Annotated in this window: 21 protein-coding genes; 12 read left to right on the forward strand and 9 right to left on the reverse strand. The window is 69.1% G+C overall.

What is annotated here, in order from left to right; translation table 11 throughout:
* Positions 1-62: 62 nt before the first annotated feature.
* A complete protein-coding gene (locus tag MVA01S_RS12975; protein ID WP_003933390.1) occupies positions 63-842 on the forward strand; it encodes an SDR family NAD(P)-dependent oxidoreductase in 780 nt (259 codons plus the stop codon).
* Here MVA01S_RS12975 and MVA01S_RS12980 read toward each other — a convergent pair.
* Genes MVA01S_RS12980 through MVA01S_RS13000 form a run of 5 tightly spaced genes read right to left on the reverse strand, consistent with a single transcriptional unit; the run spans position 839 to position 9,751 of the window.
* Entirely contained in the window at positions 839-1,924 is a 1,086-nt protein-coding gene (locus MVA01S_RS12980; RefSeq protein WP_003933389.1) for a zinc-binding metallopeptidase family protein, read from the reverse strand. The genes MVA01S_RS12975 and MVA01S_RS12980 overlap by 4 nt on opposite strands.
* Complete coding sequence (locus MVA01S_RS12985; RefSeq protein WP_003933388.1) at positions 1,917-2,816, reverse strand: transglutaminase family protein; 900 nt, start codon at positions 2,814-2,816, stop codon at positions 1,917-1,919. Before MVA01S_RS12985 ends, MVA01S_RS12980 begins: the two co-directional genes overlap by 8 nt.
* Positions 2,813-5,449, reverse strand: a complete 2,637-nt coding sequence (locus tag MVA01S_RS12990) for a circularly permuted type 2 ATP-grasp protein (protein ID WP_060941610.1) — start codon at positions 5,447-5,449, stop codon at positions 2,813-2,815. The genes MVA01S_RS12985 and MVA01S_RS12990 overlap by 4 nt, the downstream gene beginning before the upstream one ends.
* Entirely contained in the window at positions 5,449-8,778 is a 3,330-nt protein-coding gene (locus MVA01S_RS12995; RefSeq protein ID WP_003933385.1) for a transglutaminase family protein, read from the reverse strand. Before MVA01S_RS12995 ends, MVA01S_RS12990 begins: the two co-directional genes overlap by 1 nt.
* Positions 8,779-8,821: 43 nt before the next feature.
* Positions 8,822-9,751 carry a DUF389 domain-containing protein gene (locus MVA01S_RS13000; RefSeq protein WP_040543017.1) on the reverse strand — a complete coding sequence of 310 codons (930 nt, stop codon included), beginning with the start codon at positions 9,749-9,751 and terminating at the stop codon, positions 8,822-8,824.
* Between the two features lie 161 nt (positions 9,752-9,912).
* Here MVA01S_RS13000 and MVA01S_RS13005 point away from each other — a divergent pair, with 161 nt between their 5' ends.
* The 8 genes from MVA01S_RS13005 (at position 9,913) to MVA01S_RS13040 (ending at position 18,070) form a co-directional block, all read left to right on the forward strand.
* Complete coding sequence (locus MVA01S_RS13005) at positions 9,913-10,728, forward strand: DeoR/GlpR family DNA-binding transcription regulator (RefSeq protein WP_040543016.1); 816 nt, start codon at positions 9,913-9,915, stop codon at positions 10,726-10,728.
* On the forward strand, positions 10,725-12,227 hold the full coding sequence (locus MVA01S_RS13010; protein ID WP_003933382.1) for an FGGY-family carbohydrate kinase: 1,503 nt from the start codon (positions 10,725-10,727) through the stop codon (positions 12,225-12,227). The genes MVA01S_RS13005 and MVA01S_RS13010 overlap by 4 nt, the downstream gene beginning before the upstream one ends.
* 16 nt (positions 12,228-12,243) lie before the next feature.
* Positions 12,244-13,566 (forward strand): ABC transporter substrate-binding protein, encoded by a 1,323-nt coding sequence (locus MVA01S_RS13015; RefSeq protein WP_040543015.1) that lies wholly within the window; start codon positions 12,244-12,246, stop codon positions 13,564-13,566.
* A 64-nt stretch (positions 13,567-13,630) separates the two neighbouring features.
* Positions 13,631-14,494 carry a carbohydrate ABC transporter permease gene (locus tag MVA01S_RS13020; protein ID WP_040543023.1) on the forward strand — a complete coding sequence of 288 codons (864 nt, stop codon included), beginning with the start codon at positions 13,631-13,633 and terminating at the stop codon, positions 14,492-14,494.
* A complete protein-coding gene (locus tag MVA01S_RS13025) occupies positions 14,491-15,306 on the forward strand; it encodes a carbohydrate ABC transporter permease (RefSeq protein ID WP_040543014.1) in 816 nt (271 codons plus the stop codon). The genes MVA01S_RS13020 and MVA01S_RS13025 overlap by 4 nt, the downstream gene beginning before the upstream one ends.
* 23 nt (positions 15,307-15,329) lie before the next feature.
* On the forward strand, positions 15,330-16,391 hold the full coding sequence (locus MVA01S_RS13030) for an ABC transporter ATP-binding protein (RefSeq protein ID WP_003933378.1): 1,062 nt from the start codon (positions 15,330-15,332) through the stop codon (positions 16,389-16,391).
* Between the two features lie 29 nt (positions 16,392-16,420).
* Positions 16,421-17,191, forward strand: coding sequence for an SDR family NAD(P)-dependent oxidoreductase (locus MVA01S_RS13035; protein ID WP_040543013.1), 771 nt, complete (start codon positions 16,421-16,423; stop codon positions 17,189-17,191).
* A gap of 57 nt (positions 17,192-17,248) precedes the next feature.
* Positions 17,249-18,070: a BtpA/SgcQ family protein gene (locus MVA01S_RS13040; protein ID WP_003933376.1), complete on the forward strand. Its 822-nt coding sequence runs from the start codon at positions 17,249-17,251 to the stop codon at positions 18,068-18,070.
* Here MVA01S_RS13040 and MVA01S_RS13045 read toward each other — a convergent pair.
* The gene (locus MVA01S_RS13045) at positions 18,058-18,546 is read right to left on the reverse strand and encodes a winged helix-turn-helix transcriptional regulator (RefSeq protein ID WP_003933375.1); all 489 of its coding nucleotides are present in this window, start codon (positions 18,544-18,546) and stop codon (positions 18,058-18,060) included. The genes MVA01S_RS13040 and MVA01S_RS13045 overlap by 13 nt on opposite strands.
* A gap of 95 nt (positions 18,547-18,641) precedes the next feature.
* Between MVA01S_RS13045 and MVA01S_RS13050 the strand changes: the two genes are divergently transcribed.
* Positions 18,642-19,841 (forward strand): thiolase family protein, encoded by a 1,200-nt coding sequence (locus MVA01S_RS13050; protein ID WP_003933374.1) that lies wholly within the window; start codon positions 18,642-18,644, stop codon positions 19,839-19,841.
* Here MVA01S_RS13050 and MVA01S_RS13055 read toward each other — a convergent pair.
* From MVA01S_RS13055 to aspS, 3 genes are read right to left on the reverse strand one after another with little or no spacing between them, the layout of a single operon-like run.
* The gene (locus MVA01S_RS13055; RefSeq protein ID WP_003933373.1) at positions 19,825-21,159 is read right to left on the reverse strand and encodes a GGDEF domain-containing protein; all 1,335 of its coding nucleotides are present in this window, start codon (positions 21,157-21,159) and stop codon (positions 19,825-19,827) included. The genes MVA01S_RS13050 and MVA01S_RS13055 overlap by 17 nt on opposite strands.
* Positions 21,156-21,584, reverse strand: a complete 429-nt coding sequence (locus MVA01S_RS13060; RefSeq protein WP_003933372.1) for a nitroreductase family deazaflavin-dependent oxidoreductase — start codon at positions 21,582-21,584, stop codon at positions 21,156-21,158. The genes MVA01S_RS13055 and MVA01S_RS13060 overlap by 4 nt, the downstream gene beginning before the upstream one ends.
* Complete coding sequence (gene aspS / locus MVA01S_RS13065) at positions 21,581-23,356, reverse strand: aspartate--tRNA ligase (RefSeq protein ID WP_003933371.1); 1,776 nt, start codon at positions 23,354-23,356, stop codon at positions 21,581-21,583. Before aspS ends, MVA01S_RS13060 begins: the two co-directional genes overlap by 4 nt.
* Positions 23,357-23,426: 70 nt before the next feature.
* On the opposite strand from aspS, the gene MVA01S_RS13070 reads away from it, so the two are divergent.
* Positions 23,427-24,326: an oxidoreductase gene (locus MVA01S_RS13070; RefSeq protein ID WP_040543012.1), complete on the forward strand. Its 900-nt coding sequence runs from the start codon at positions 23,427-23,429 to the stop codon at positions 24,324-24,326.
* Between the two features lie 35 nt (positions 24,327-24,361).
* Positions 24,362-24,865, forward strand: coding sequence for an SRPBCC family protein (locus MVA01S_RS13075; RefSeq protein ID WP_003933369.1), 504 nt, complete (start codon positions 24,362-24,364; stop codon positions 24,863-24,865).
* Positions 24,866-24,977: the final 112 nt, after the last annotated feature.

The following is a 24,977-nucleotide window of genomic DNA, read 5'->3' on the forward strand; positions in this document are numbered from 1 at the left end:
AGTGGCCCACCGCCGACATACCCCGGCACCGACACCCCGGCGCGGGACGCGATGATCGGTGGATGACGAATGTGGCGGGCTACGGGCCCTGGGCGGTCGTGGCCGGAGGATCGGAAGGCGTCGGAGCGGAGTTCGCCGACCTGCTGGCGCGGGCCGGGGTGAACCTGGTGCTGGTGGCCCGCAAGCCGGAACCGTTGGAGCGCACCGCTGCCCGATGCCGCGAGCACGGGGTGCAGACCCGCACGCTGGCGGTCGATCTGGTCGACGGTGCCGACGCGGTGATCGAGGCCACCGCCGACCTTGAGGTGGGGCTGCTGATCTACAACGCCGGCGCCAACACGTGCAGCGAGGAGTTCCTCGACGCCGACCTCGCCGAGTTCGGGCGGGTCATCGACCTGAACATCACCGCGATGATGGCCCTGGTGCAGCACTACGCGCGCCCGATGCGGGACCGCCGGCGCGGCGGCATCCTGCTGGTCGGGTCGATGGCCGGCTACCTCGGTTCGGCGCGGCACACCGTGTACGGCGGGGTCAAGGCGTTCGGGCGGATCTTCGCCGAGAGCCTCTGGCTGGAACTGCGCGAGTACGACGTGCACGTGCTGGAGCTGGTGCTCGGCGTCACCCGCACCCCGGCGATGGAGCGGGTCGGACTGAACTTCGACGTGCCCGGCCTGCGCGTCTCCGAGCCCGCCGACGTCGCCGCCGAGGGCCTCAGGCACTTGCCGGACGGACCGGTGCACGTGGTGAGCGGCAACCAGGACGACGTCGCGCGGCGCAACGATCCCGACCGCGCGAAGGTGGTGCTCGGCGCGCACCGCTTCATGCAGAAGCTGATGGGCTAGCCGAGCTGCTGACTCTGATCCTCGGCAGGCGCGCCGATCTCGGCCAGCTTGGCCGGGTTCGACGTGACCTCGTCGATCACGGTGTGGATGAAGCGCATCTTCTCCAGCACCGGCGGCGGCAGCACGAACGGATACAGGTCCTCTTTGCCCATCGACCGGTTCACCATGTTCAGCGCCCACGACAGCGGCAACCAGAGGTCGATGAGCGTGTCGAAACCGCTGGGGCCCAACATCCTCCGGTCATACGTCGCCGTCGCCGGGGCGAGCCCGAACGCCGCCGCGGTGTCCAGCGTGTCGCGGATGTGCAGGTAGTGCGCGAACGTCTCGGCCCAGTCCTCGGCCGGATGCATGGTCGCGTAGGAGGACACATAGTCGTCCTCCCAGCCCGGCGGCGCACCCTCGCTGTAGTGCCGGTCCAGCGCGGCCTGGTAGTCGGCCCCCGGATCCCCGAAAAGTTCGTGGTAGCGGTCCAGGTAGTCCTGCGAGGTGCCGATCAGCCGGTACTGGTAGTAGTGGCCGATCTCGTGCCGGAAGTGCCCGAGCAGGGTCCGGTAGGGCTCGTCCATCGAGATCCGCAACTGCTCGCGGTGGACGTCGTCGCCCTCGGCGAGATCCAGTGTGATCACGCCGTTCTCGTGCCCGGTGAAGACCTTCTCGAACTGACTGGACAGCAGATCGAAGGCCAGCCCGAAGTCGGGGTCCGCATCGCGTCCGACGATGGGCAGCGAGAGCTCGTGCAGTTCGGCGATCAGCCTGCGCTTGGCGCGCTCGGCATTGGCGAACGCCGCCAGCGCGATGGTGTCGGCGTCGTTGGGCCGGGTCCGGGTCAGCGCGCAGGAGACGCACAGCTTGGCGATCGGGCCCTTCTCGACCAGCCAGTTGCACTCGGCCAGATGCAGATTCGCGCACAGCTGGAAGCGCTGTTCATCGACCGCGCCGGCGTGTTCGCTCTCCTCGGTGGGCGCGATCACCAGCAGCGCCATGTCGTCGAGCGAGAATCCCAGTGCGCTACCGCAGTTCAGGCACACCGAGTTCTCGAAGGCCAACCGCTGACCGCAGTTCGGGCATGTGAAGTCACGCATTCGGCACTCTTCCCTGGCACGGCGCGACGTCGACGGCCACGTCGATCACGCTGCTCTCCGAATCGGTGTAGATGATCCCGCGCAGCGGCGGTATGTCGGCGTAATCCCGGCCGTATCCGACCGTCACGTAGCGCTCGTCGACCATCTGGTTGTTGGTCGGATCCAGTCCGAGCCACAGGTTCTGGGGGGTCCACACTGACGCCCACGCGTGCGTCGCATCGACTCCTACCATGCGTTCCTTCCCGGGGGGAGGGTCGGTGGCCAGATACCCGGAGACGTAACCGGCAGCCAGACCATTGGCCCGCAGACAGGCGATCGCCAGCCGCGCGAAGTCCTGACATACCCCTTCCCGCGCCGCCAAAACCTCGCTCACCTTGGTCGACACCGTCGTCGAACCCGAGCGGTAGGTGAAATCGGTGTAGATGCGCTCCGTCAGATCGCACAGCACGTCGATCAGCGGCCGGCCCGGGGTGAAACTCGGTGCGGCATAGGCGCGGATCTCGTCGGTGAGCTCGGGTGGGTCCAGGTCGAGGGTGAACTCGACGGCCGCCGCCCCGTCGGGCCCGATCGGGCGGGCGATCTCCCACGGCGCGCGGGCCGACGGCCCGTCGTACAGATCGGGGGGCGGCGGATCCACTTCGACGACGGAGCGGCTGGTCACCGTCAGCACCCGGTGGCGTTGCGTGACGTGGAAATACGAGCTGACGTTGCCCCATCCGTCACGGCTGGTCGAGCTGTCGGCGGCCTCCGGGTCCAGGACGAGTTCGTGGAACAGGCACCGTTGACGGGCCGACTCGCGCGGCGTCAGGAATCCGCGTCCGTAGGAGCTGGTGACCACGTCGGAATACCGGTACTCGGTGCGGTGGGTGATCTCGTAGCAGCGGCCGGTCACGGGAACACCCGTCGTTCGTGCGGGCCCCACAGCGGCTGCATGTCGCCGGGCAGGGACAGGTGGACCGCGGTGATGACGCTGGCGAGCTCACGCACGTCGCGGTGGATGGCGCCGAGCAGCGCGTCGAACTCGACCCGTCGGCCGTCGGGGGCGATCTCCGCCAACTCGCCGGGCTCGATACGGCGCAGCCTGGCGGCGATCTCGTCGACCATCCGCTCGGGCCGCGACGACCCCGAGGCGCCGGGCAGCGACCGCAGGTGGGTCCGCAGCCGGTCGAGCTGATACACCAGCGAGCGCGGATTGTCGGCGTCGAACAGCAGCAGCTCCGCCAGGCCGGTCACGCTGAACTTCCCGGGGTTGCGCCTGCGGTAGATCACCAGCGATTCGCAGGCCACCAACGTCGATTCGGTGATGGTCTGCTCGGCGCCCGGGGTCCGTGCCGTGGTCATGGTGGCCCGCAGCAGTGCCGTCAGCGCGAGGGCCCGTTCGATCCGCTTGCCGATGTCGAGCATGATCCACCCGACGTCGTGCACCATCGATTCGGCGATGACGCCCGACAGCGTCAGCATCCCGGCCAGCGTCAGGCTGTTCGTCGACGCCAGGAACGCGTCGCCCTCGGCCTTGGAGTCCGGCGGTGTGCCGGGCGCGGTCAGCAGCGCGCGTTCCAGTGCGGTCAGCACCATCCAGGTGTCGTTGGACATCTGGTCGCGCACCGCGCGGGCGGCCAGGCCGAGACGTTCGACCGACTGGGCCAGGGAGCCGGGCCGGTGCCGGTCGGCGGTCAGCGACCACAGGGTGGTCGGCGCGGTCGCGACCCTCTCGGTGTAGTCGGCGCCCGCGCCGGTGTCGGTTCCGGTGATCGAGCCGAGCGCGGTCAGCAGTACCGGCACGCACTCGCTGCCGTCCATCGCGCGCCGGTACCGGAATTCGTGGTAGCGCTCGCGGGTGACGGTGAGCAGCCGTGCCATGTGCTCGGCGCGTTCGGCGTAACGGCCGATCCAGAACAGGTCCGACAGCACGCGCGGCGAGCTGACCTCCTGGGTCGGGCTCGCGGTGGCCAGCACAGGCAGCGCCGGGATCGTCTCCGCGGTGATCCGGCTCGGCGCACGAACCCAGATATCCTTGGCCGCAACCGATTTAAGTCGATAACCGTCGGCGCCCGGGGCCGCCAGGAATCCCAGGCCGCCGATCATCGGGGCGTAGCCGCCGCGTTGGGACACGGTGAACAGCCGCATGCCGACGCTCGACGACGACAGCCCGCCGTCAAGGAAGTCCGCGGGGGCCGACGAGAATTCCGGCAGTTCCTGACCGACCCACTGCCACGGGGTGGCGGCGATGCGCGCGGCCAGCGACTCCCGCTGGGCCGACGACAGCTCCGGCCCGACGATGGCCTCTCCCCCGGTGACCGGTTTGAGCAGCAGCGACGACAGGTTGGCCAGCACGTGCGACCGTTCCACGTCGATGCCGGCCCAGTACAGCGGGGCGGTCGGCAGCAGCGGCGACTCGCCGAACAGTTTCTCGGCCAGCTCTGGCAGGAAGCGAAGCAGCCCAGGGCTTTCCAGCACACCGCTGCCCAGGGTGTTGACCACGGTCACCGCCCCGCGGCGCAGCACCTCCACCAGGCCCACCACCCCGAGGCGGGAATTGGGTCGCAGGTCGAGCGGGTCGGCATAGGCGGCGTCCACCCGGCGCAGCACCACGTCGACCCGCTTGAGGGTGCCCATCGACCGCATCCACAGCTTGCCGTCGCGGACCACCAGGTCCGCGCTCTCGACCAGCGGCAGCCCCAGCACGCTGGCCAGGTAGGCCTGGTCGAACGCCGTCTCGGAGTGGATGCCGGGGCTGAGCACCACCACCACGGGCTCCTCGGCGGTCTCCGGGGCGGCCTCGACGAGCGCCAGCCGCAGCGCCTGGGCCCACGGCGACACCGGTTGCGGACCGACCTGTTCGTAGAGCTCCGGTATCGCGTGCGCGATCACCCGCCGGTCGGCCAGCGCGTACCCGGCCCCCGACGGCGCCTGCGTCCAGTCGGCGTTGACGACGAAGTCGCCGGCGCGGTTGCGGCTGACGTCGCAGCCGTGCAGGAAGAGTTGGTGGCGTCCGGGCAGCTCGATGCCGTGGGCGGCCCGGACATATCCGGGATGGGCGAACAGCAGCTGCGGGGGCAGCACCCCGCTGGTGAGCGCGCACCGCTCGCCGTAGAGATCGGTCAGCACCGTGTCGAGCAGGCGCGACCGCTGCACCAGCCCCGCCTCCAACCGGTCCCAGTCGGACGCGGAGACGATCAGCGGCAGCGCGTCGAGGTGCCACGGCCCCGCCACCGTGTCGTCGCCGTCGGTCTGGATGTAGGTGATGCCGTCGTTGTCGACCAGGCCGCGCACGACCGCACGCAGCCGGTCCAGGCCGTAGCGACCGCGTTCGCGCACACAGTCGGCCAGTTCCTGCCAGGCCGGCCTGACTTGACCTGCCGCGTCGATGAATTCGTCGTAGCCCGCGGCGGGGCCGCTGAACTGCGGCTGGAGGTCGAACAGCGCCTGTTGAGCCCGCATGGTGCCGTAGGGCGCCAGCGGGTTGTCCAGGTCTGCGGGTCCGGCGCCCGGGTGGGGCGTCGGAGACGGTGCGGGGTAGGCCATTACTGCAGAACGGTACGCACTCGCCGCAGATCGAGGATGCCCGGTGCACCCACATCGGTGGCCTGCCGGGCCTGCTTCTCGCGCAGACCGGCCAAATCGACCTTGCCCGGGGTGAAGCCGCTGGTCTCGAATCGCCGGGCCCGCCGCGACTCGGCCTCCACCGCGTTGACCGGAGGGGTGTCGTAGGCACGACCGCCGGGATGGGACACGTGGTAGGTGCATCCGCCGCGGGACATGCCGGTGGCGGCGTCGACGAGCTCCAACCGCAGCGGACCGTCCACGGTGATCGTGGGGTGCAGTGCACTCGGCGGCTGCCAGGCGCGGTAGCGCACCCCGCCTACCTGTACGTCGGGGTTGTCGGTGGCCAGCAGCGGCACCGGGTGTCCGTTGACCGTGACGAGGTAGCGCTGCCGGTCCGCGCCGATCAGCCGGACCTGCAGCCGCTCCACCGAGGAGTCGACGTAGCGCGCGGTCCCGCCGGTCGTCGCCTCCTCCCCCAGCACGTTCCATGGCTCGATGGCGCCGCGCAGCTCGATCTCGACACCGCCGAGCACCGCGGTCCCGATGCGCGGGAAGCGGAACTCGGTGAACGGGTCCAGCCAACTGGTGTCGAACTCGACGCCGTGGCCGCGCAGATCCGCGGCGACCTCCGCGATGTCCTGAATCAGGAAGTGCGGCAACAGATATCGGCCGTGCAGGTTGGCGCCGTGCCGGATGAGCGGTGCGCGCAGCGGTTCGTCCCAGAACCACGCGACCAGCGAGCGGACCAGCAGGGACTGCACCATCGCCATCTGGGGGTGGGGCGGCATCTCGAAGCCGCGCAGCTCCAGCAGTCCGAGTCGGCCGCGGACGCTGTCGGGGCTGTAGAGCTTGTCGATGCAGAACTCCGCGCGGTGGGTGTTGCCGGTGATGTCGGTGAGGAGATGGCGCAACGCCCTGTCGGCGATCCACGCGTACGGCCCACCCGGCTCCCGGGTCAGCCGGGCGATCTCGGCGAACGCGATCTCCAGCTCGTACAGGGCGTCGGGACGGCCTTCGTCGACGCGCGGCGCCTGCGAGGTGGTGCCGATGAACCTGCCGGCGAACAGGTACGACAGCGCCGGATGCCGCTGCCAGTAGGTCAGCAGTGAGACCAGCAGATCGGGGCGGCGCAGCAGCGGCGAATCTGCCGGGGTGATGCCGCCGAGGGTGATGTGGTTGCCTCCGCCGGTGCCGCCATGTGTGCCATCGGTGCCGAACTGTTCGGTGGACAGCCGGGCCAGCCGGGCCTGTGCGTAGAGCGTCTCCAGCTGTGCGCGCTGCTCGGCGAACGACGCGGTCGGGGCGACGTTGACCTCGATGACGCCCGGGTCCGGGGTGATCGACATGGCCGTGAGCCGGGGGTCGTCGGGTGGGCCGTAGCCCTCGATCACGACGGGGCATCCGGTTGCCGCGGCGGCCAGCTCGATCCGGTGCACGAGGTCGACGAAGTGCTCCAGTTCCTCGCTGGGCGGCAGGAACACGTACAGCAGACCGTCGCGGACCTGGCCGACCAGCGCGGTCGTCGGCAACCGGTCGGTGTCCTCCTCCTCCGGGGTCGCCGGGTCGTGCTCGGCCGCTCCCCGGCCGGGCAGCGGTGGGCGGCGCTCGATCGGGTCGGCAGGCAGCGCCGGGCGGGGCGGACGCCAGCTGATCGAGTCCAGCGGAAGGCGCAGACCGGCCGGGGAATCGCCGTCGAGCAACACGATCCGGCCGCGGCGCAGCCGCCAGTCCGCGCTCGCCCACCCGGTGTCGTCGTCGCGGCGGTGCAGCGGCAGCACGTACGCCGCGGGGTCGGTGACCGGGGTGTCCAGCCGGGCCAGCAGTTCGGCGCGCGCGTCGGGGCTGTCGCCGCCGAGGTCGTCCTCGGCGGGCACCGGGTCGCCTTCCGGCCGGCGCACGGCCTTGACCAGGCTCACCAACGCATCCTCGTAGGCGGGGCGGACCTGACCGGCGGGCAGGTCGAGGCCCTCGGCGATCGCGGCGAGCAGCCGGGCCGGGGCGTCCGGTGCCGGTGTGCGCGGGTCCCGATCCTCCGCCCAGGGGTCGGCCAGCAGCGTCTCGTCCACCCACAGAGGTTCGCCGTCGGTCCGCCAATAGAGACCGATCTGCCAGCGCGGCAACGGTTCTCCCGGGTACCACTTGCCCTGGCTGCGCTGGACCAGGCCGTGCGGCGCCCACACCGCCTTCAGCCGGGCGGCCAGCGCGGAGGCCCTTTCGCGTTTGTGCGGGCCGTCGGCGTCGGTGGTCCATTCCGGGTCGACGCGGTTGTCGATCGAGACGAAGGTCGGCTCGCCGCCCATCGTCAGCCGCACGTCCGCCGCGCCCAACCGGTCGTCGACGCGCGCACCCAGCGCGTTGATCGCCGCCCAGGCCTGCTCGGTGTAGGGCAGGGTCACCCGCGGGTCCTCGTGGACGCGGGTCACGACGTTGCTGAATTCCAGTGTGGTCTCGCAGGGTTCGGTCGCGCCGGTGATCGGCGCGGCCGAGGCCGGGTGGGGTGTGGCCGACAGCGGGATGTGCCCCTCGCCGGCGAACAGCCCGGAGGTCGGGTCCAGCCCGATCCAGCCGGCTCCGGGGATGTAGACCTCGGTCCAGGCGTGCAGGTCGGTGAAGTCCGCGGCCGGACCGGACGGGCCGTCGAGCGCTTCGACGTCGGAGGTGAGCTGGACGAGGTAGCCCGACACGAACCGGGCGGCCAGCCCGAGTTGACGCAGGATGGAGACCAGAAGCCACGCCGAGTCCCGGCACGATCCGATACCGGTGCGCAGGGTGACGTCCGGGGTCTGCACGCCCGGCTCCATCCGCACCGAGTAACCGACGTCGGCGTTGACCGCGCGGTTGAGCGCGACGAGGAAGTCGATGGTGCGGGTGCCGGACGCCACGGTGAAGTTCTCCACCCACGCCTGGGCGAGGCCGCCCGGCCCAGCACCGTCGCCGACCTCGTCGACCGGCCGCAGGTAGGGCTTGAGGTCCTCGGCCAGCGCCGGCGGGTAGGTGAAGCCGACGTGCTCGGCGTAGTCCTCGATGAAGAAGTCGAACGGGTTGACCACCTTCATGTCCGCGATCAGCCCGACCGTGATGGTCAGGCTGCGGGTGCGCGACGGGAACACCAGCCGGGCCACGAAGTTGCCGAACGCGTCCTGCTGCCAGTTGACGAAGTGATCGGCCGGTTCCACCGTCAGCGAGTAGGCCTCGATCGGGGTGCGCGAGTGCGGCGCGGGACGCAACCGGACCACGTGCGGATAGACCTCGACGAGTCTGTCGAACGTGTAGCTGGTGCGGTGCTCCAGGGCCACCTTGATACCCATAGCGGTAGATCCCACCACACCGCGGTGCGCGATGCAGGATGCATCAGGTCTGGGCGGTGCGCGGGATCAGGTTTCCCCGGGGCCGCAGCACCAGCACGAGCACGCCGGCCAGCACGACGCCGACGAGGTTGACCGCGAGCTGCGCGGCCGACTGGGCCGCGACGTCCCAGTGCCCGAGGATGCCCGCGACGGCGGCAAATCCGGCGGCGGGAACCGTGGTGACGGAGATGAAGACCCCGACGAGCGCGGCCGATTTCGACGACATCAGCGACAGCATGCCCGCGGCGCCGGCCAGCAGCGCGACCACGAACGAGATCGGTCCCACCTGGAAGATGAAGTCGACGTCGTGGATGTCGCCGATGGTGTCGAAGCTCAGCCAGCCGACCGCCCTTCCGGCGAGGGTGAGCAGCGCGGTGATGCCCATCGCGGCAGGGAAACCGGCCAGCAGCGCGATGGCCGCCCGCCGGGCGAGGTCGGCCCGGCGGGTCACCAGAGCCACCGACAGCGCTGCCAGCGGCCCGAATTCGGGTCCGAGCACCATCGCGCCGACGACGGTGATCATCGAGTCGGTGACCGCGCCGATCGCCGCCAGCAGGCACGCCAGCGTGAGGAAGGTCATGAACGTCACCGACAACGTCGACTCCTCGCGGGTGCGGGCGATCAGCTCGTCCCAGATGAGTGCGTCGGCGGGGTCGCCGTCGGCTTGGTCTTCGGCCTCGTGTGCCCTGGTGGACAGCACGGTGTCGAGCACCGTCAGCGTGATGGCACCGCGGTGCTGGGCGTCGAGGTGCTTGAGCTCCTTGATCAGGTTGTTGGCGCACTCCCGCGCGATGTCGGCGCAGATCTCGTCGCCGGCCGGATCGAGCGACGCGCCGGGGTAGATCAGGATGTGCGCGACGCCGACCTCCCGCCGCAACACGGCCAGTACCTGGTCGCGCATGTCCCCGGGAACGATCACCCGCAAATGCAGCACCGGCGCCAGTAAACCGGCTGACGAACCGGAATTGACCAATTGGCGTGGAAATGTGGCGTCTCCACACGATCGTGTTATAGATTCACACCCCTCACCCAGAAATCCCAGAGATTCTGAGACCCGGCATGGGGTTTCTGTGAATTTTGAACAGAAAGTGTGTCGTGACCTTAGACGTGAAGACCCGCAGGGAGCGGATCGAACAACGTGTCCGGTCCGCCCGCGAGATCAACTTCGCCGACCTGGCCGCGGAGTTCGACGTGTCCGAGATGACGATCCGCCGCGACGTCGAGGTGCTGGAAGGCCTCGGCGTGCTGCGCCGGGTGGTCGGCGGCGCAATCGCGGTGCAGGGCAAGGACACCGAGCCGTCGTTCGCGACCCGGGTGGCCGACGCCGCGCAGGAGAAGATCCACATCGCCGACGTCGTGGCCGACCTGATCGGCGTCAACGAGACGCTGATCCTGGACTCGGGCAGCACCGCGCTGGCCGTGGCCAATTCGCTCAAGGGCCGCGGCCTCGGCCTGACGGTCGTCACGCCGAGCGTGCTGGCCGCGCTGGCCCTGGTCGACGAGCCGGACACCACCGTGATGCTCACCGGCGGGGAGCTGCGCGCCGGTGAACTGAGCCTGATCGGGCCCACCGCCGAGGACATGCTGGCCAACTACAACTGCGACACCTATGTGATGGGCGTGGCCGGTATCGACGGCGACCGCGGGATCTCCGACTACCACCAGGCCGAGAGCCGGGTGAAGCGCGCGGCCAGCCGGCGGGCCGACCGCGTGATCGTGGCGGCGGACAAGAGCAAGCTCGGCCGCGTCACCTTCGTCAGCATCACCGCGCTGGCCCATGTTCAGACCATCGTCAGCGACGGACCACCGGACCACCCCGCACTGGTCGCCGCCCGCGAAGCCGGCGTCGAAGTGATCTGTGTTGCCGGACAAGACGATTCATCCGTACAGGCGGCCGGAGGGCGGCGATGAGCAGATACACCATCGGTGTCGACATCGGCACCACCGGCACCAAGACGGTGCTGCTCGACACGGCCGCAGCGGATGGTGCCGGGCTGGTGGCCACTGCGAGCCGGGAGACCGCCCTGCACTCCCCCGCGCCGGGCTTCGCCGAGGCCGACACCGCGCAGTGGTACCGCAACGTCGTCGAGTCGGTTCGCGAGGTGGTGGCCACCAGCGGCGTGGCGCCCGAGGAGATCGGCGCCCTGGCCACCTCCGGCATGGTGCCGGCCGTCGTCCCGGTCGACGCGGCGGGAAACCCGTTGCGGCACGCGATACTTCAGAACGACGCCCGCGCCCACCGTGAGGTCGCCGCGCTGGCCGAGACACTCGCCGGCACCGACCTGGTGAGCCTGACGGGGTCGGCACTGACCCAGCAGTCGGTGGCGCCCACCACGGTGTGGCTGCGCGAGCACGAACCCGAGGTGTACGCCAAGACCGCGCACTGGACCGGCTCCTACGACTGGGTGCTGTCCGCGCTGGGCGCACCGGTCCACGTCGAACAGAACTGGGCGCTGGAGTCGGGCCTGTTCGAGATCGACGGAGACCTGGCGACCGACGTCCTGCGCGCAGCCGACCTCGACGCCGCCACCCTGGCCCCGATCCGCCGTCCCGGCACCCGGGTCGGCGAACTGAGTGCCCGCGCCGCGGCGGAGACCGGCCTGCGGGTCGGCACCGCACTCGTGGTCGGCGGGGCCGACCACGTGCTGTCGGCGTTCGCAGCCGGGGTCAACGATCCCGGCGACGCGCTGGTGAAACTCGGTGGAGCGGGCGACATCCTGGTCGCCAGCGACACCAAGGTCGTCGACGAACGCCTGTACCTGGACGCCCACCCGGTGCCCGGCCACTGGCTGCCCAACGGCTGCATGGCCACCAGCGGCAGCCTGATCCGGTGGTTCCAGGCATTGATCGGCGGCCCGCACGCGGTGGAGCTGACCGCACTCGACGACGAGGCCGCCGCACGCCCGCCCGCCGAGATCCTGTGCCTGCCCTACTTCCTCGGCGAGAAGAGCCCGCTGCACGACCCGGACCTGCGCGGCGTCTTCGCCGGCATGCACCTCGGGCACACCAGGGCGGACATGTACCGCTCGGTGCTGGAGGCGATCGCGTTCGGGTTCCGTCACCACGTCGAGGTCTTCGGCGAGATCGGCATCCCGTTCACCCGCGTGATGATCACCAACGGCGGCTCCAAATCGACTCTGTGGAAACAGATTCACGCCGATGTGCTGGGCCATGAGATGCATCCGGTCCGCGGCCACCCCGGTGCCTCGCTGGGCGCCGCGGTGATCGCCGCGATCGGCATCGGTGCGCTCGACGACTGGTCGGACGCGGCACGCTTCATCACCCTGGACGCGCCCTACGTCCCGGATCCGGCTCGTCGCGCGGCCTACGACACCGCCTACGCCACCTGGCGTGAGCTCGGTACCGCGATGGCCCCGATCTCGCACACTCTGGCCCGCACCACCCGATGAAAGGAACAGCACTGTAATGAGATTCGCTCAAATCCCCACCCAAAGGCGGCGCGGCAAGACCCGTACCGCCTTCCTCGCGATGTTCGCCGCCGGCGCGCTGGCGCTGTCGGCCTGCGCCGGCAGCGGCGGACCGGAACAAGCCGAGTCCACCGGTAGCGGTGAGGTGCCCACCGACGTCTCGGGCACCGTGCGAATCCTGATGGAGAACGTGCCGGACACCGACATCGTCAAGTCGATGGTGGCCGACTTCAACAAGGAGTACCCGGGCGTCGAGATCAACATCGAGTCGCTGACGTTCGACCAGATGCGCGACAAGCTGGTGTCGTCGTTCCAGTCGTCGTCGCCGACCTACGACCTGATCGTCGTCGACAACCCGTGGATGGTCGACTTCGCCAACGCGAACTTCCTGCAGCCGCTCGATTCCCGCATCGACAGCACCCCCGACTACGACGCCGGCGACTTCTTCAAGCCGTTGACCGACATCACCACCGTCGACGGGACCCGCTACGGCGTGCCTTTCTACAACTACGCGCTCGGATACCTGTACAACAGCGACGATCTCGCTGCTGCCGACCAGCAGGTGCCGACGACACTCGACGAACTGGTCAGCACCAGCAAGGCGCTCAAGAGCGGCGACCGGGCCGGCATCGCGATGCAGCCGCAGCGTGGCTACAAGATCTTCGAGGAGTGGGGCAACTGGCTCTTCGCCGCGGGCGGATCGATCTACGACGCCGACGGCAACGTCACGCTGAACACCCCGGAAGCCAAGCGCGCCCTCGAGGCCTACATCGACACCTACAACACCGCCGCACCGGCCAACAGCTTGAGCTGGGGTATGGACGAGGCGCAGCGTTCGGTGTCGGCGAACCAGGCCGCGTCGATGATCAACTACAACTGGCAGCTGCCGGCCCTCAACGAACCGGGCTCCGGTCCCGCGGCCGGCAAGATCAAGCTCGCCACCATCCCCGGCGGCAAGCAGGTGCTGGGCTCGTGGAGCTGGGCGATCCCGGCGAACTCGGCCACGCCCGACGCGGCATGGGCGTTCGTCTCCTGGATCACCGCCAAGCCCAACGACGTCGTGCGCACCGAGAAGGGTGGCGCGGCGATCCGCAAGAGCACGCTGCAGGATCCTGCAGTGCTGCAGGGACAGTTCGGTGAGGAGTACTACCGGACCGTCGAGCAGCTGCTCGCCGACGCGGCGCCGTTGACCCAGGGACCCAGCGGCGAGGAGATGATCCAGGCCGTCGGTACCGAGCTCAACGAGGCGGTCGCCGGCAAGAAGAGCGTCGAGGACGCTCTGGCCGCCGCACAGGCCGAGGCCGAAAAGATCCAGGGCTAGCCCTGTGCCCGAACCGGAAACCGACCACCCCGCGAAAGGAGCGAGACCGACCGTGAAGTCACCTCTGAGGTTTCAGCACGGGATGGTCGCCCCCCTCGCCGCCCTCTTCGTCGGGGTGGTCGGTTTCCCCCTGATCTACGCCGCCTATCTCAGCGTCACCGACTACAAGCTGACCGATCGCGGAGCACCTACCGTGGTCGGCGCCGACAACTACCTCGCGACGTTCTCCGACGGTGCGTTCTGGGGTGCGTTCGGCACGACCGCGCTCTACGTCCTGGTGGCCGTCGGGTTTGAGTTGGTGATCGGGCTGGCCATCGCGCTGGCGCTGCAGAAGCAGCGGTGGGCAAAGGATCTCACCCGCGCGATGCTGCTGGCGCCGATGTTCATCACCCCGATCGCGGTCGGGCTGACGTTCCGGTTCCTGCTCAACGACCAGCTCGGGGCGATCCCGGCGATGCTGGACGGGCTCGGGATCGAGTACGACTTCTTCGGGCCCGGCCGTGCCCTGTACACCCTCGCGTTCATCGACGTCTGGCAGTGGACACCGTTCATGGTGCTGCTGCTGCTCGCCGGCCTGGAGTCGATTCCCAAGGAACCGCTCGACGCCGCGCGCGTCGACGGCGCCGGCGGCCTGTATGTGTTGCGACGGGTCACGCTGCCGCTGCTCGCACCGGTGCTCGTGGTCGCGATCCTGTTGCGCAGCCTGGACGCCATGAAGGTCTTCGAGTATGTGTTCGCCACCACCCGCGGTGGGCCCGGCACCGAAACCGAGACGCTGCAGTACTTCATCTACCAGACCGGCATCCAGTTCTTCCGGCTCGGCTCGGCATCCTCGATGGCGTTCATCGTGATGGTGGTCGTGCTGGCGGTCATCGTGATCGCATTCCGACGGATGGAGAAGACGCGCAGACAGGAGGCAGCGCGATGACGCGCAGCTCTGTGGTCACCGTCCTGCGGGTGGCACTGCTGTGGGCCGCGGGCATCTCGGTGCTCTTCCCCATCGTCTGGATCGCACTGGCCAGTGTGAAAACGGCCGAGCAGCTCAATGATCCGTTCCTGATCGCGTTCACGCCGAACTTCGATAGCTGGCACAACGTGCTGGCCTCCGGCATTCTCGGCGCCGCCGGACGCAGCGCACTGGTCGCGCTGGTCACCGTCGGCATCAGCGTCGTGGTCGGCAGCATGGGCGCCTACGCCATCGCGCGCTACCGGGCCGGCGGCACCCTCACCAAGTTCGGCATGCTCGCCGCCCAGGTGCTGCCGCCGGCAGTGCTGGTCTTCCCGTTCCTGACGATGGCCTACGCGCTGCGCCTGACCGACACGCTCATCCCGGTGATCTTCGCGCACCTGAGTTTCGTTCTGCCCGTGGTGACCTGGTTCCTGATCGGCTTCTTCGAGGCCGTCCCGAGGTCGCTGGAGGAACAGGCCCAGGTCGACGGGTTCAGCAGGTTCGCGGCGTTCCGGATGGTGGTGCTGCCGCAGGTCTATCCGGGCATCGGCGCGGCGGCGATCTTCGGGTTCACGCTGTCGTGGAACGACTTGTTCTACGGACTCATCCTGGCTCCCGGTAAGGCGGCGATCCTGCCGGTGGCCATCGCAGGTTTCAACACGTTCCGCGGGGTACAGATCGGCTCGATGAGCGCGGCGATCCTCATCGCGGTCGTCCCCGTCGTCATCGCGAGCTTCTTCATCCAACGCAAGCTGGTGCAGGGCATCAGCGGCGGCGCGGTGAAGTTCTAGGCATAGATAGGTTTTTGCGCACCATGGCAACCGTTCGCTTCTCCGGCGTCAACAAGGCGTACGGAAACACCTCTGTCGTCAGCGACCTCGACCTCGAGCTGCCCGACGGATCCTTCACCGTGCTCGTCGGCCCGTCGGGCTGTGGCAAGTCGACCTCGCTGCGCATGCTGGCCGGCCTGGAGACCGTCACCTCCGGCACCATCACCATCGGCGACCGGGACGTCACCCACCTGCAGCCGCGCGACCGCGACATCGCGATGGTGTTCCAGAACTACGCTCTCTACCCGCACCTGACGGTCGCCGAGAACATCGCATTCCCGTTGCGTGCCACCAAGACACCGCGGGGCCAGGCACTTGCCCGGGCCGCCGAGATCGCCGAGTCGCTGGGTCTGGCGAAACTGCTGAACCGCAAGCCCAAAGACCTCAGCGGCGGCCAGCAGCAGCGGGTCGCCATCGGCCGGGCGATCATCCGTGAGCCCTCGGTGTTCCTGTTCGACGAGCCGCTGAGCAACCTCGACGCCAAGCTGCGGGTGGAGACCCGCACCGAGCTTCTGCAGATCCAGCGGCGCCTCGGCATCACCTCGGTCTACGTCACCCACGACCAGGAAGAGGCGATGACGCTGTCGGACCGCATGGTGGTGATGCGCGACGGCCAGATCGCCCAGCAGGGCACGCCGCAGGAGGTGTACGCCCGTCCCGCAGACACTTTCGTCGCGGCGTTCGTCGGCAGCCCGAAGATGAACCTGATCGACGGCGAGGTCTCGGGCACCGCGTTCACGATGGCCGACGGATTCAGCCTGGCCGTGGATCAGACGACCGCCGCCGGCCCCGTGACTCTGGGTGTGCGGCCCGACGACCTGCTGCCCACCGTCTCCGACGGCGACGGGGCGGCCCGGGTGATCCTGATCGAACATCTGGGCCCGCGCGCCATCGTCACGATCGACGCGCGCGGCACCGAACTGACCAGCGTGGTGGAGACCTCGCGGCTGTCGGGCATCTCCGAGGGCACCGCCGTCGACCTGGCCGTCCGCCCCGGCGCGACCCACCTCTTCGACACCACCACCGGCCGACGTCTTGTCGGCTGAGCAGAAAAGATAGGAAACGAGTAGCACAGATGACGAGAACTGTCGTGGTGACCGGCGCGGGCTCCGGTATCGGACGCGCAATCGCCGACACACTGGCCCAAAGGGATTGGCGGGTGGTCGTCACCGATGTCGACGGCGGGGCCGCGGCCGAGGTCGCAGCGGCACTGCCGAATCCGACGGCCGGGCATGAGTCGGCGCCGCTGGACGTCACCTCCCCCGAGGCGGCTGCCGCCGTCGCGTCCGACATCGCCGGACGGTTCGGGCTGGACGCGTGGGTGAGCAACGCCGGGATCTCGTTCATGCACCGCTTCCTCGACGCGCCGGTCGAGCGCTACGAGCAGACCCTCGACGTCAACCTCAAGGGCGTCTTCATCTGCGGCCAGGCCGCCGCGCGGGAGATGGTGCGCGCGGGAACGCGCGGGATGATCGTCAACACCGCGTCGATGGCAGGCAAGCAGGGCCGGGTGCCCTTTCTGGCGGACTACGTCGCGTCGAAGTTCGGCGTCGTCGGCCTGACCCAGGCGATGGCCTGCGAACTGGGCGAGCACGGCATCACCGTGAACTGCGTGTGCCCCGGCTTCGTCGAGACTCCCATGCAGTCAAGGGAATTGGAGTGGGAAGCCGAGTTGCGGGGCACCACCCCCGACGGTGTGCGTGCGATGATGATCGCCGACACGCCGCTGGGCCGGCTGGAACAGCCCGAGGACGTCGCCCGCGCGGTCGCGTTCCTGCTCTCCGAGGACGCCCGTTTCATCACCGGTGAGGCGCTGGCCGTCAACGGCGGCGCCTACATGGACTGAGCTCCGCACCGAACGCCCTCACTCACCACACTTCACCGCAAGAGAAAGGCATCAGAAGTGACTACCACCTGGCTCGACGAGGTCTTCAACGTCACCAAGCCCGTCATCGCCATGCTCCACCTGTCCGCGCTGCCCGGTGACCCCGGCTACGACTCCGCTGCCGGCATCGCCGCCGTCGTCGACCGCGCCCGCACCGAACTGCACGCGCTGCAGGACGGCGGGGTGGACGCCGTCATGATCAGCAACGAGTTCAGCCTGCCGTACCTGACCAAGACCGAACCGATCACCGCGATCACCATGGCCCGGATCATCGGCGAACTGCTGCCCGACATCTCGGTGCCCTACGGGGTGAACGTGCTGTGGGACGGCCGGGCGTCGATCGACCTGGCGGTGGCCACCGGCGCCAAGTTCGTCCGCGAGATCTTCACGGGGGTGTACGCCAGCGACTTCGGGCTGTGGGACACCAACGTCGGCGAGGTCGCCCGGCACCGCGCGCGGGTGGGCGGGTCGCACGTGAAGCTGCTTTTCAACATCGTCCCGGAGTCGGCGCAGTACCTGGCCCACCGCGACCTGGCCTCGATCACCCGGACCACGGTCTTCGCGACGCGGCCGGACGCGATCTGTGTATCGGGCGCCACCGCGGGTGCCCCCACCGACGCCGAGGCGCTGCGGGTCGTGAAGTCCGCCGCGGGCGAGGTGCCGGTGTTCGTCAACACCGGTGTGCGCGCCGAGAACGTCGGGGCGCAACTCAGCGTCGCCGACGGCGCGGTGGTCGGCACCTACTTCAAGAAGGACGGCCTGTTCGCCAACGCCGTCGACAAGTCACGGGTCGAGGAACTCATGACGGCAGCCCGGGAGTTCCGCGCTCAGCTGGGGTGATCACGTGTCCGCCCGGCGAGCTGGATCCCCAGCTCGTCGGGTGGTACGGGATGCCCTGCGGCACAGACGATCTCGACGCCGGCCTGCGCTCCGCACCCCAGGTGGGTGAGCCGCAGTGCCGCGTCGTCGTCGAGATGTTTGCGCCCCCACTCGAACATCGCCCACACCACCGGCATCAACTCGGTGCCCGCCTCGGTCAGCACGTACTCGTCGCGGGCCCGCTGGCCGGGTTCGCGATAGGGGCGTTTGGTCAGCAGCCCCGCCTCGACCAGTTCGGACAGCCGCGCCGACGCGGCGGCCTTGGTGATGCCCACCCGTTTGGCGAAGTCGTCGAACCTGGTGGTGCCGTAGTAGGCCTCGCGCATGATCAGCATCGCGGACTTGGTGCCCACGAGCGCCATCGTCTTCTCGATCGGACACCGGCCCACCGCCGACCACGCACTGCGGTCGGCCAGCGGTCCCTGCAGGACTGTCATGCACATCACTCCACAGCTGGGTTGTTATCACTATACCTAGGTGTTACATCTAGGTACACCGAATCATACTCAGCTACGCGTTCCAGGAGGATGCCATGGCCGACTATTCCGATCGCGACGCCGTCATCGTCGGCGCCGTCCGCACTCCGGTCGGCAAGGGCAAGCCCACCGGCGCACTGCACGACGTGCTGCCCGCAGATCTGCTCGCACACAGCCTGCGCGAACTGGTGACGCGCACCGGGGTGAACCCCGCCGAGGTCGACGACGTCATCGCGGGCGCCGTCACCCAGGTCGGTGACCAGGCGGTCAACATCGCGCGCAACGCGCTGCTCGGGGCCGGCTTCCCCGAGACCGTGCCCGGCACCACCGTCGACCGCCAGTGCGGCAGCAGCCAGCAGGCGATCAGCTTCGCCGCGCAGGGCGTGCTGGCCGGCGCGTACGACGTGGTGATCGCGGCCGGCGTGGAGTCGATGAGCCGGGTGCCGATGGGCTCCTCGGTGCTGCCCGGCAGCAACCCGTTCGGCCTCGACATGGCCGCCCGCTACCCCGAAGGCCTTGTCGCCCAGGGAATCAGCGCAGAACTGATCGCCGCCAAGTGGCACCTGTCACGGACCCAGCTCGACGAGTTCTCCGCGTGGAGCCACCAGAAGGCCGCCCGGGCCGCCAAGGACGGGCTGTTCGACAACGAGCTGGCGCCCGTTGCCGGCCTGACCGCCGACGAGATCGTCCGCCCCGACACCACCGTCCAGACGCTGGCGGGGCTGCGGCCCGCGTTCTACGACGAGGCCCTCGGCGCGCGGTTCCCGCAGATCGGCTGGCACATCACCCCCGGCAACTCGTCACCGCTCTCCGACGGAAGCGCCGCGGTGCTGATCACCAGCGGCGCGGCGGCGCGCCGGCTGGGGCTGCGACCGCTGGCGCGGATCCACACCACCGTCGCGGTCGGCTCCGACCCGCTGTACATGCTCACCGGTGTCATCCCGGCCACCGAGAAAGCGCTGTCGAGGTCCGGCTTGACGCTGTCGGACATCGACCTGTTCGAGGTCAACGAGGCATTCGCGCCGGTCGTGCTGTCCTGGGCCGCGGAGGTGGGTGGCGGCGCCGCCGCCGACCTGCTGTCGCGCACGAACGTCAACGGCGGCGCGATCGCGATCGGTCATCCGCTCGGCGCCAGCGGGGCACGGATCATGACCACGCTCGTCAATGCGTTGGAGCAGCGCGACGGACGCTACGCGCTGCAGACGATGTGTGAAGGCGGCGGCATGGCCAACGCCACGATCATCGAGCGGCTCTGACCCTCGACCCCGACTGACCGCTCGGCACCGGGCCCGTCGCGACCACCTGATTGCGGCCGTTGCGCTTGGCCCGGTAGAGCGCGTCGTCGGCCCGCTTGATCATGTGCTCCGGGTCCGGATGGCCGTCGTGCACGGCCACCCCGCTCGACACCGTCACCGAGATCGTCGTCTCGCCGACGACGAACGCCTCCTCGGCGATAACCGTCCGGATCCGTTCTGCGGTACTGACACTCGTCTGCGGATCGGACTCCACGAGCAGGACCAGGAATTCCTCTCCGCCGTACCGGAACAGGAAATCGGTCGACCGGATGCACTCGGATATCAGTTCGGCGACCCGGCGCAACACCACGTCTCCGGCATGATGGCCGTAGGTGTCGTTGATCTTCTTGAAGTGGTCGACGTCGATGAACAACGCCGCCAAGCCGAGTCCGTGCTGGGACGCGAACTTCGTCTCCCTGCTCAGGATCGACGGCAGGAAACGCCGGTTCAGCGTGCGGGTCAACGCATCTCGGCCGTTCTCCATCTCCGAGACGTCCTGGAACATGTCACTGAGCAGCGTGGCGATCTCGTCGACCGCCAGGCGGAGCTCCCGCACCGCATCCGGCCCGCCCGCCGCCAGCGACGGCAGCACCTGCCCGTCCACCCGTGCGATGGCCACGGTGATCGCCTGCAGCTGAGACGTATTGCCGAACATCACCACGGCACGATGGCGCACCCACACCCCGAACGGCGCCTGCGCCAGGGGTGAGAGTTCCGTGCCCGCGCTGTCCTGCAGGAATCCGAAGAGCGTCTCCTGCGCCCAGTGCATCAACCCGGCCCGCTGACTCTCCCGCTCCAGGTTCATGTCCTGGTCCATGGAGAACAGCCGGTACGCCTCCTCCGCGCGCACCCGGCCCTCGACCCGGTGCACGTAGGACTCCCCCATCAGGGCGATCGCACGATTGATGCGCTCGTAAACCAGACTCAACGAGTCATACCGGCTCTGCCAGGACCGGTCCGAGGCACGGATCAGTTCCGCGATCCGGGACTGCAGCCGGGACGCCGCAAGGTTGACCAGAGGGGCGGAGATCCCGATCCGCGCGTGGATCTCGCCGATCTTGTGCTGGCGCGCCTCGAACGCGGCCTCGTCGGCAAACGCGTTCTCGGAGAACAGCTCACACAACCAACTGGTCAGCGACGGCTTCAGGCGTTCCTCGACGACCTCGTGGTCCAGATACACCCGGGCGCGGTCGTGCTGCATGAGCACGTCATAGAAGTCGACCGCCAGAGCAGGCGCGTTCTCGCAGAGCAGCCTCAGGTGAGCGTCGTCCAGCGTCACGCCCGTGTGAGCTCGAACACCGGTATGACGCGGTCGGTCTTGGCCTGGTACTCGGCCAGCCTCGGTGCGCTCTCGACGATCCTGGGATACAGCGCCTCGCGTTCGGCCTCGGGCAGTTCCCGGACGTCGACGTCGTAGGCGTCGGTACCGATCTCGATGTAGGCCTTCGGGTTCGCCCGCACGTTGTGCACCCAGGCCGGATGCTTGGGCGCACCGGCATAGGCACCGATGATCAGCATCCTGTCGTCGAGGACCAGGTACGCCAGCGGCGAGAGCCGCGACATGCCCGACTTCGCGCCGGTGGTGTGCAACAGAAGGAGTGCGGAGTCCTCGAACGGGCCGCCGACCCTGCCGCCGTTGGCGCGGAACTCGTCGACGATCCTGCGGTTGAACTCGCCGAGTCCGGCGTCGTCCGCTTCTGTCATGCCTTGTCCAGCTTCTCGGGCTTGGCGTCGATCCCGGATTCCTTACGCTGCTGCGCGGTGATCGGCGCGGGCGCGTCCGTCAACGGGTCGACGCCGCCGCCGGACTTCGGGAACGCGATCACTTCCCGGATCGAGTCCACCCCTGCCAGCAGCGCGGTGATCCGGTCCCAGCCGAACGCGATGCCGCCGTGCGGCGGGGCCCCGAATGTGAAGGCGTCCAACAGGAACCCGAACTTGTCCCGCGCCTCGTCGTGGTCGATTCCCATCATCGCGAACACCCGCTCCTGGACGTCGCTGCGATGGATACGGATCGAACCGCCGCCGATCTCGTTGCCGTTGCACACGATGTCGTACGCGTCGGACAGCGCACCGGCCGGATCGGTGTCGAAGGTCCCCTCGGACTCGGGCTTGGGCGCGGTGAACGCATGGTGCATCGCGGTCCAGGCACCGGAGCCCACCGCCACGTCGCCCGACGCCGTGGCCTCGTCGGCGGACTCGAACATCGGCCAGTCCACCACCCAGGTGAAGGCCCACGCGTTCGGGTCGATCAGGTCCAGACGCTTGGCGACCTCGATGCGGGTGGCGCCCAGCAGCGCCCGCGCGGCCTTGGCCGTGCCCGCGGCGAAGAACACACAGTCCCCCGGCTGGGCGCCGACGTGCGCGGCCAGACCGTCGCGTTCGGCGTCGGTCAGGTTCTTGGCCACCGGGCCGCCCAGCGTGCCGTCCTCGGCCACCAGCACGTAGGCCAGGCCCTTGTGGCCGCGCTGCTTGGCGAACTCCTGCCAGCCGTCGAGGGTGCGCCGCGGCTGTGAGGCGCCGCCCGACATGACGACCGCGCCGACGTAGGGCGCCTGGAACACCCGGAACGGGGTGTCCTTGAAGTAGTCGGTGCATTCGACGAGTTCCAGGTCGAAACGCAGGTCGGGCTTGTCGGAACCGAACCGGCGCATCGCCTCGGCATAACTGATCCGCGGCAACGGCAGCGGCAGGTCGTAGCCGATCGTGGCCCAGACGGCCCGCAGCACCTGTTCGGACACCGCGATCACGTCGTCGGCGTCGACGAAGCTCATCTCCATGTCGAGCTGGGTGAACTCCGGCTGGCGGTCGGCGCGGAAATCCTCGTCGCGGTAGCAGCGGGCGATCTGGTAGTACCGCTCCATGCCTGCCACCATCAGCAGCTGCTTGAACAGCTGCGGGCTCTGCGGAAGCGCGTAGAACGAGCCGGGCTGCAGCCGCGCGGGCACCAGGAAGTCGCGGGCGCCCTCCGGGGTGGAGCGGGTCAGCGTCGGCGTCTCGATCTCGACGAAGTCGTTCTCGGCGAGCACCGCGCGGGCGGCCGCATTCACTTTGGAGCGCAACCTGATTGCGTTGCCCGGACCCTCACGGCGCAGATCGAGGTAGCGGTATTTCAGCCGTGCCTCCTCGCCCGCGGTCTCGTCGAGCTGGAACGGCAGCGGCGCGCTCTCCCCCAGCACCGTCAACGACGTCGCGTTGACCTCGACCTCGCCGGTGGCGATCTCCGGGTTGGCGTTGCCCTCCGGGCGGATCTCGACGACGCCGGTGACGGCGATGCAGAACTCCGACCGCAGGCGGTGGGCCTGGGCGAGTACCTCCCCCTCGCGGAACACGACCTGCGCCACCCCCGAGGCGTCGCGCAGGTCGATGAAGATGACGCCGCCGTGGTCGCGACGGCGCGCCACCCAGCCGGCCAGCGTCACCGTCTGACCGGCGTCGGCGGGGCGCAATGAACCGGCGGTGCGGGTGCGCAGCACGAAGTACTCCTGTTCGCGGGGGATAGTCAACGGGACAGTCTAGTGGCCGGTGCTGGGTAGTTTGGCGAGCATGGTTACGCGAATCGCTCTCGTGGGTCCGGGAGCCATCGGCGCCACGGTCGCGGCGCTTCTGCACGCCGCGGGTCACCAGGTGATCGTCTGCGGCCGCAGCGCCCGGGAGTCGATCGAGGTGCGCATCGATCCCGAGACCGGAATCAGCGGTCCGCTGGTGGCCCCGGGCCCCGTGGTGACCGATCCCGAGTCCGTCGCCGAGCCGGTCGACGTGGTGCTGTGGGGCGTCAAGGACACCCAGAACGCGGGCGCCTCGGCGTTCCTGCAGCGCCTCTGTGGCGACGACACCATCGTGTGCACGCTGCAGAACGGGGTCGAACAGGTCGAGCGGGTGGGCCGCTATCGCCCCGGCACGACCGTGGTGCCGTCGGTGGTGTGGATCTCCGCCGAACGCCAGCCCGAGGGCTGGGTGCGGCTGCGCACCGCGGCCCGGCTGGTCCTGCCCGACGACGACGCGGGACGCCGCCTGGCCGGCCAGTTGCGGGTGCCCGGGCTGACCGTCGAGAACGACCCGGACTACGTCAGCGCGGCCTGGCACAAGCTGCTGTTCAACGCGGTGGCCGGGCTGATGGTGCTGACCGGGCGGCGGTCGGGGATGTTCCGGCGCGACGACATCGCCGAGTTGACGCACCGCTACGGCGCCGAGTGCCTGGCCGTCGCCCGGGCCGAGGGGGCGGTGCTCGACGACGACGTGCCCGAGCAGTTGGGCAGGATGTTCGCGTCGCTCCCGGAGGACCTGACGACGTCGATCCTGACCGATCGGGAGGCGCGGGTACCGCTGGAATGGGACATCCGCAACGGGGTGATCCTGCGGAAGGCACGGGCGCACGGGCTGCCCGCACCGATCAGTGAGGTGCTGGTGCCGTTGTTGGCGGCCGCGAGTGACGGACCGGGCTGAAAGCCTGGCAGACCAATCACCGTGGCCTACTGTGTATGGTCATGCATCCTTGCGAACGCGTGGGCCTGGACTTCGTCGACACCGCCCCATACCGCTTCGTCAGCACCGTCGACCTGGCCATCACGCCGGAGCAGCTGTTCGAGGTCCTCGCCGACGAGACCTCCTGGCCGCACTGGGCAAGCGTCATCACCAAGGTGACGTGGACCAGCCCGGAGCCACGCGGGGTCGGGACCACCCGCACCGTGGACATGCGCGGCGGGATCACCGGCGCCGAGGAGTTCCTGACGTGGGAACCGTTCACCCGCATGGCTTTCCGGTTCAACGAGGCCACCACATCGAGCATCTCGGCCTTCGCCGAGGACTACCGAGTCGTCCCCACGGCCGACGGCTGCCACCTCACCTGGATCATGGCCATCAAGCCCAACGGCCTGGCAGGACGCTTCGGTCTGGCTGCCGGAAAACCCGTGATGGGCTGGATGTTTCAGCGTTTTCTGCACAATCTGCGCAGCTACACCGACCGCCGGTTCGCGCCCCGCTGACCGTCCCTCGCGCGCCTCTCTCGCCGAGATTGCACTCACGTCGCCCGAATGCGGGAAAACACCTCCGTGGGTGCAATCTCGGTACTCGACATGCAACAGGGCCACCTCCGTG

Source organism: Mycolicibacterium vaccae NBRC 14118 = CIP 105934 (assembly GCF_001552715.1).
Classification (GTDB): Bacteria; Actinomycetota; Actinomycetes; order Mycobacteriales; family Mycobacteriaceae; genus Mycobacterium; species Mycobacterium vaccae.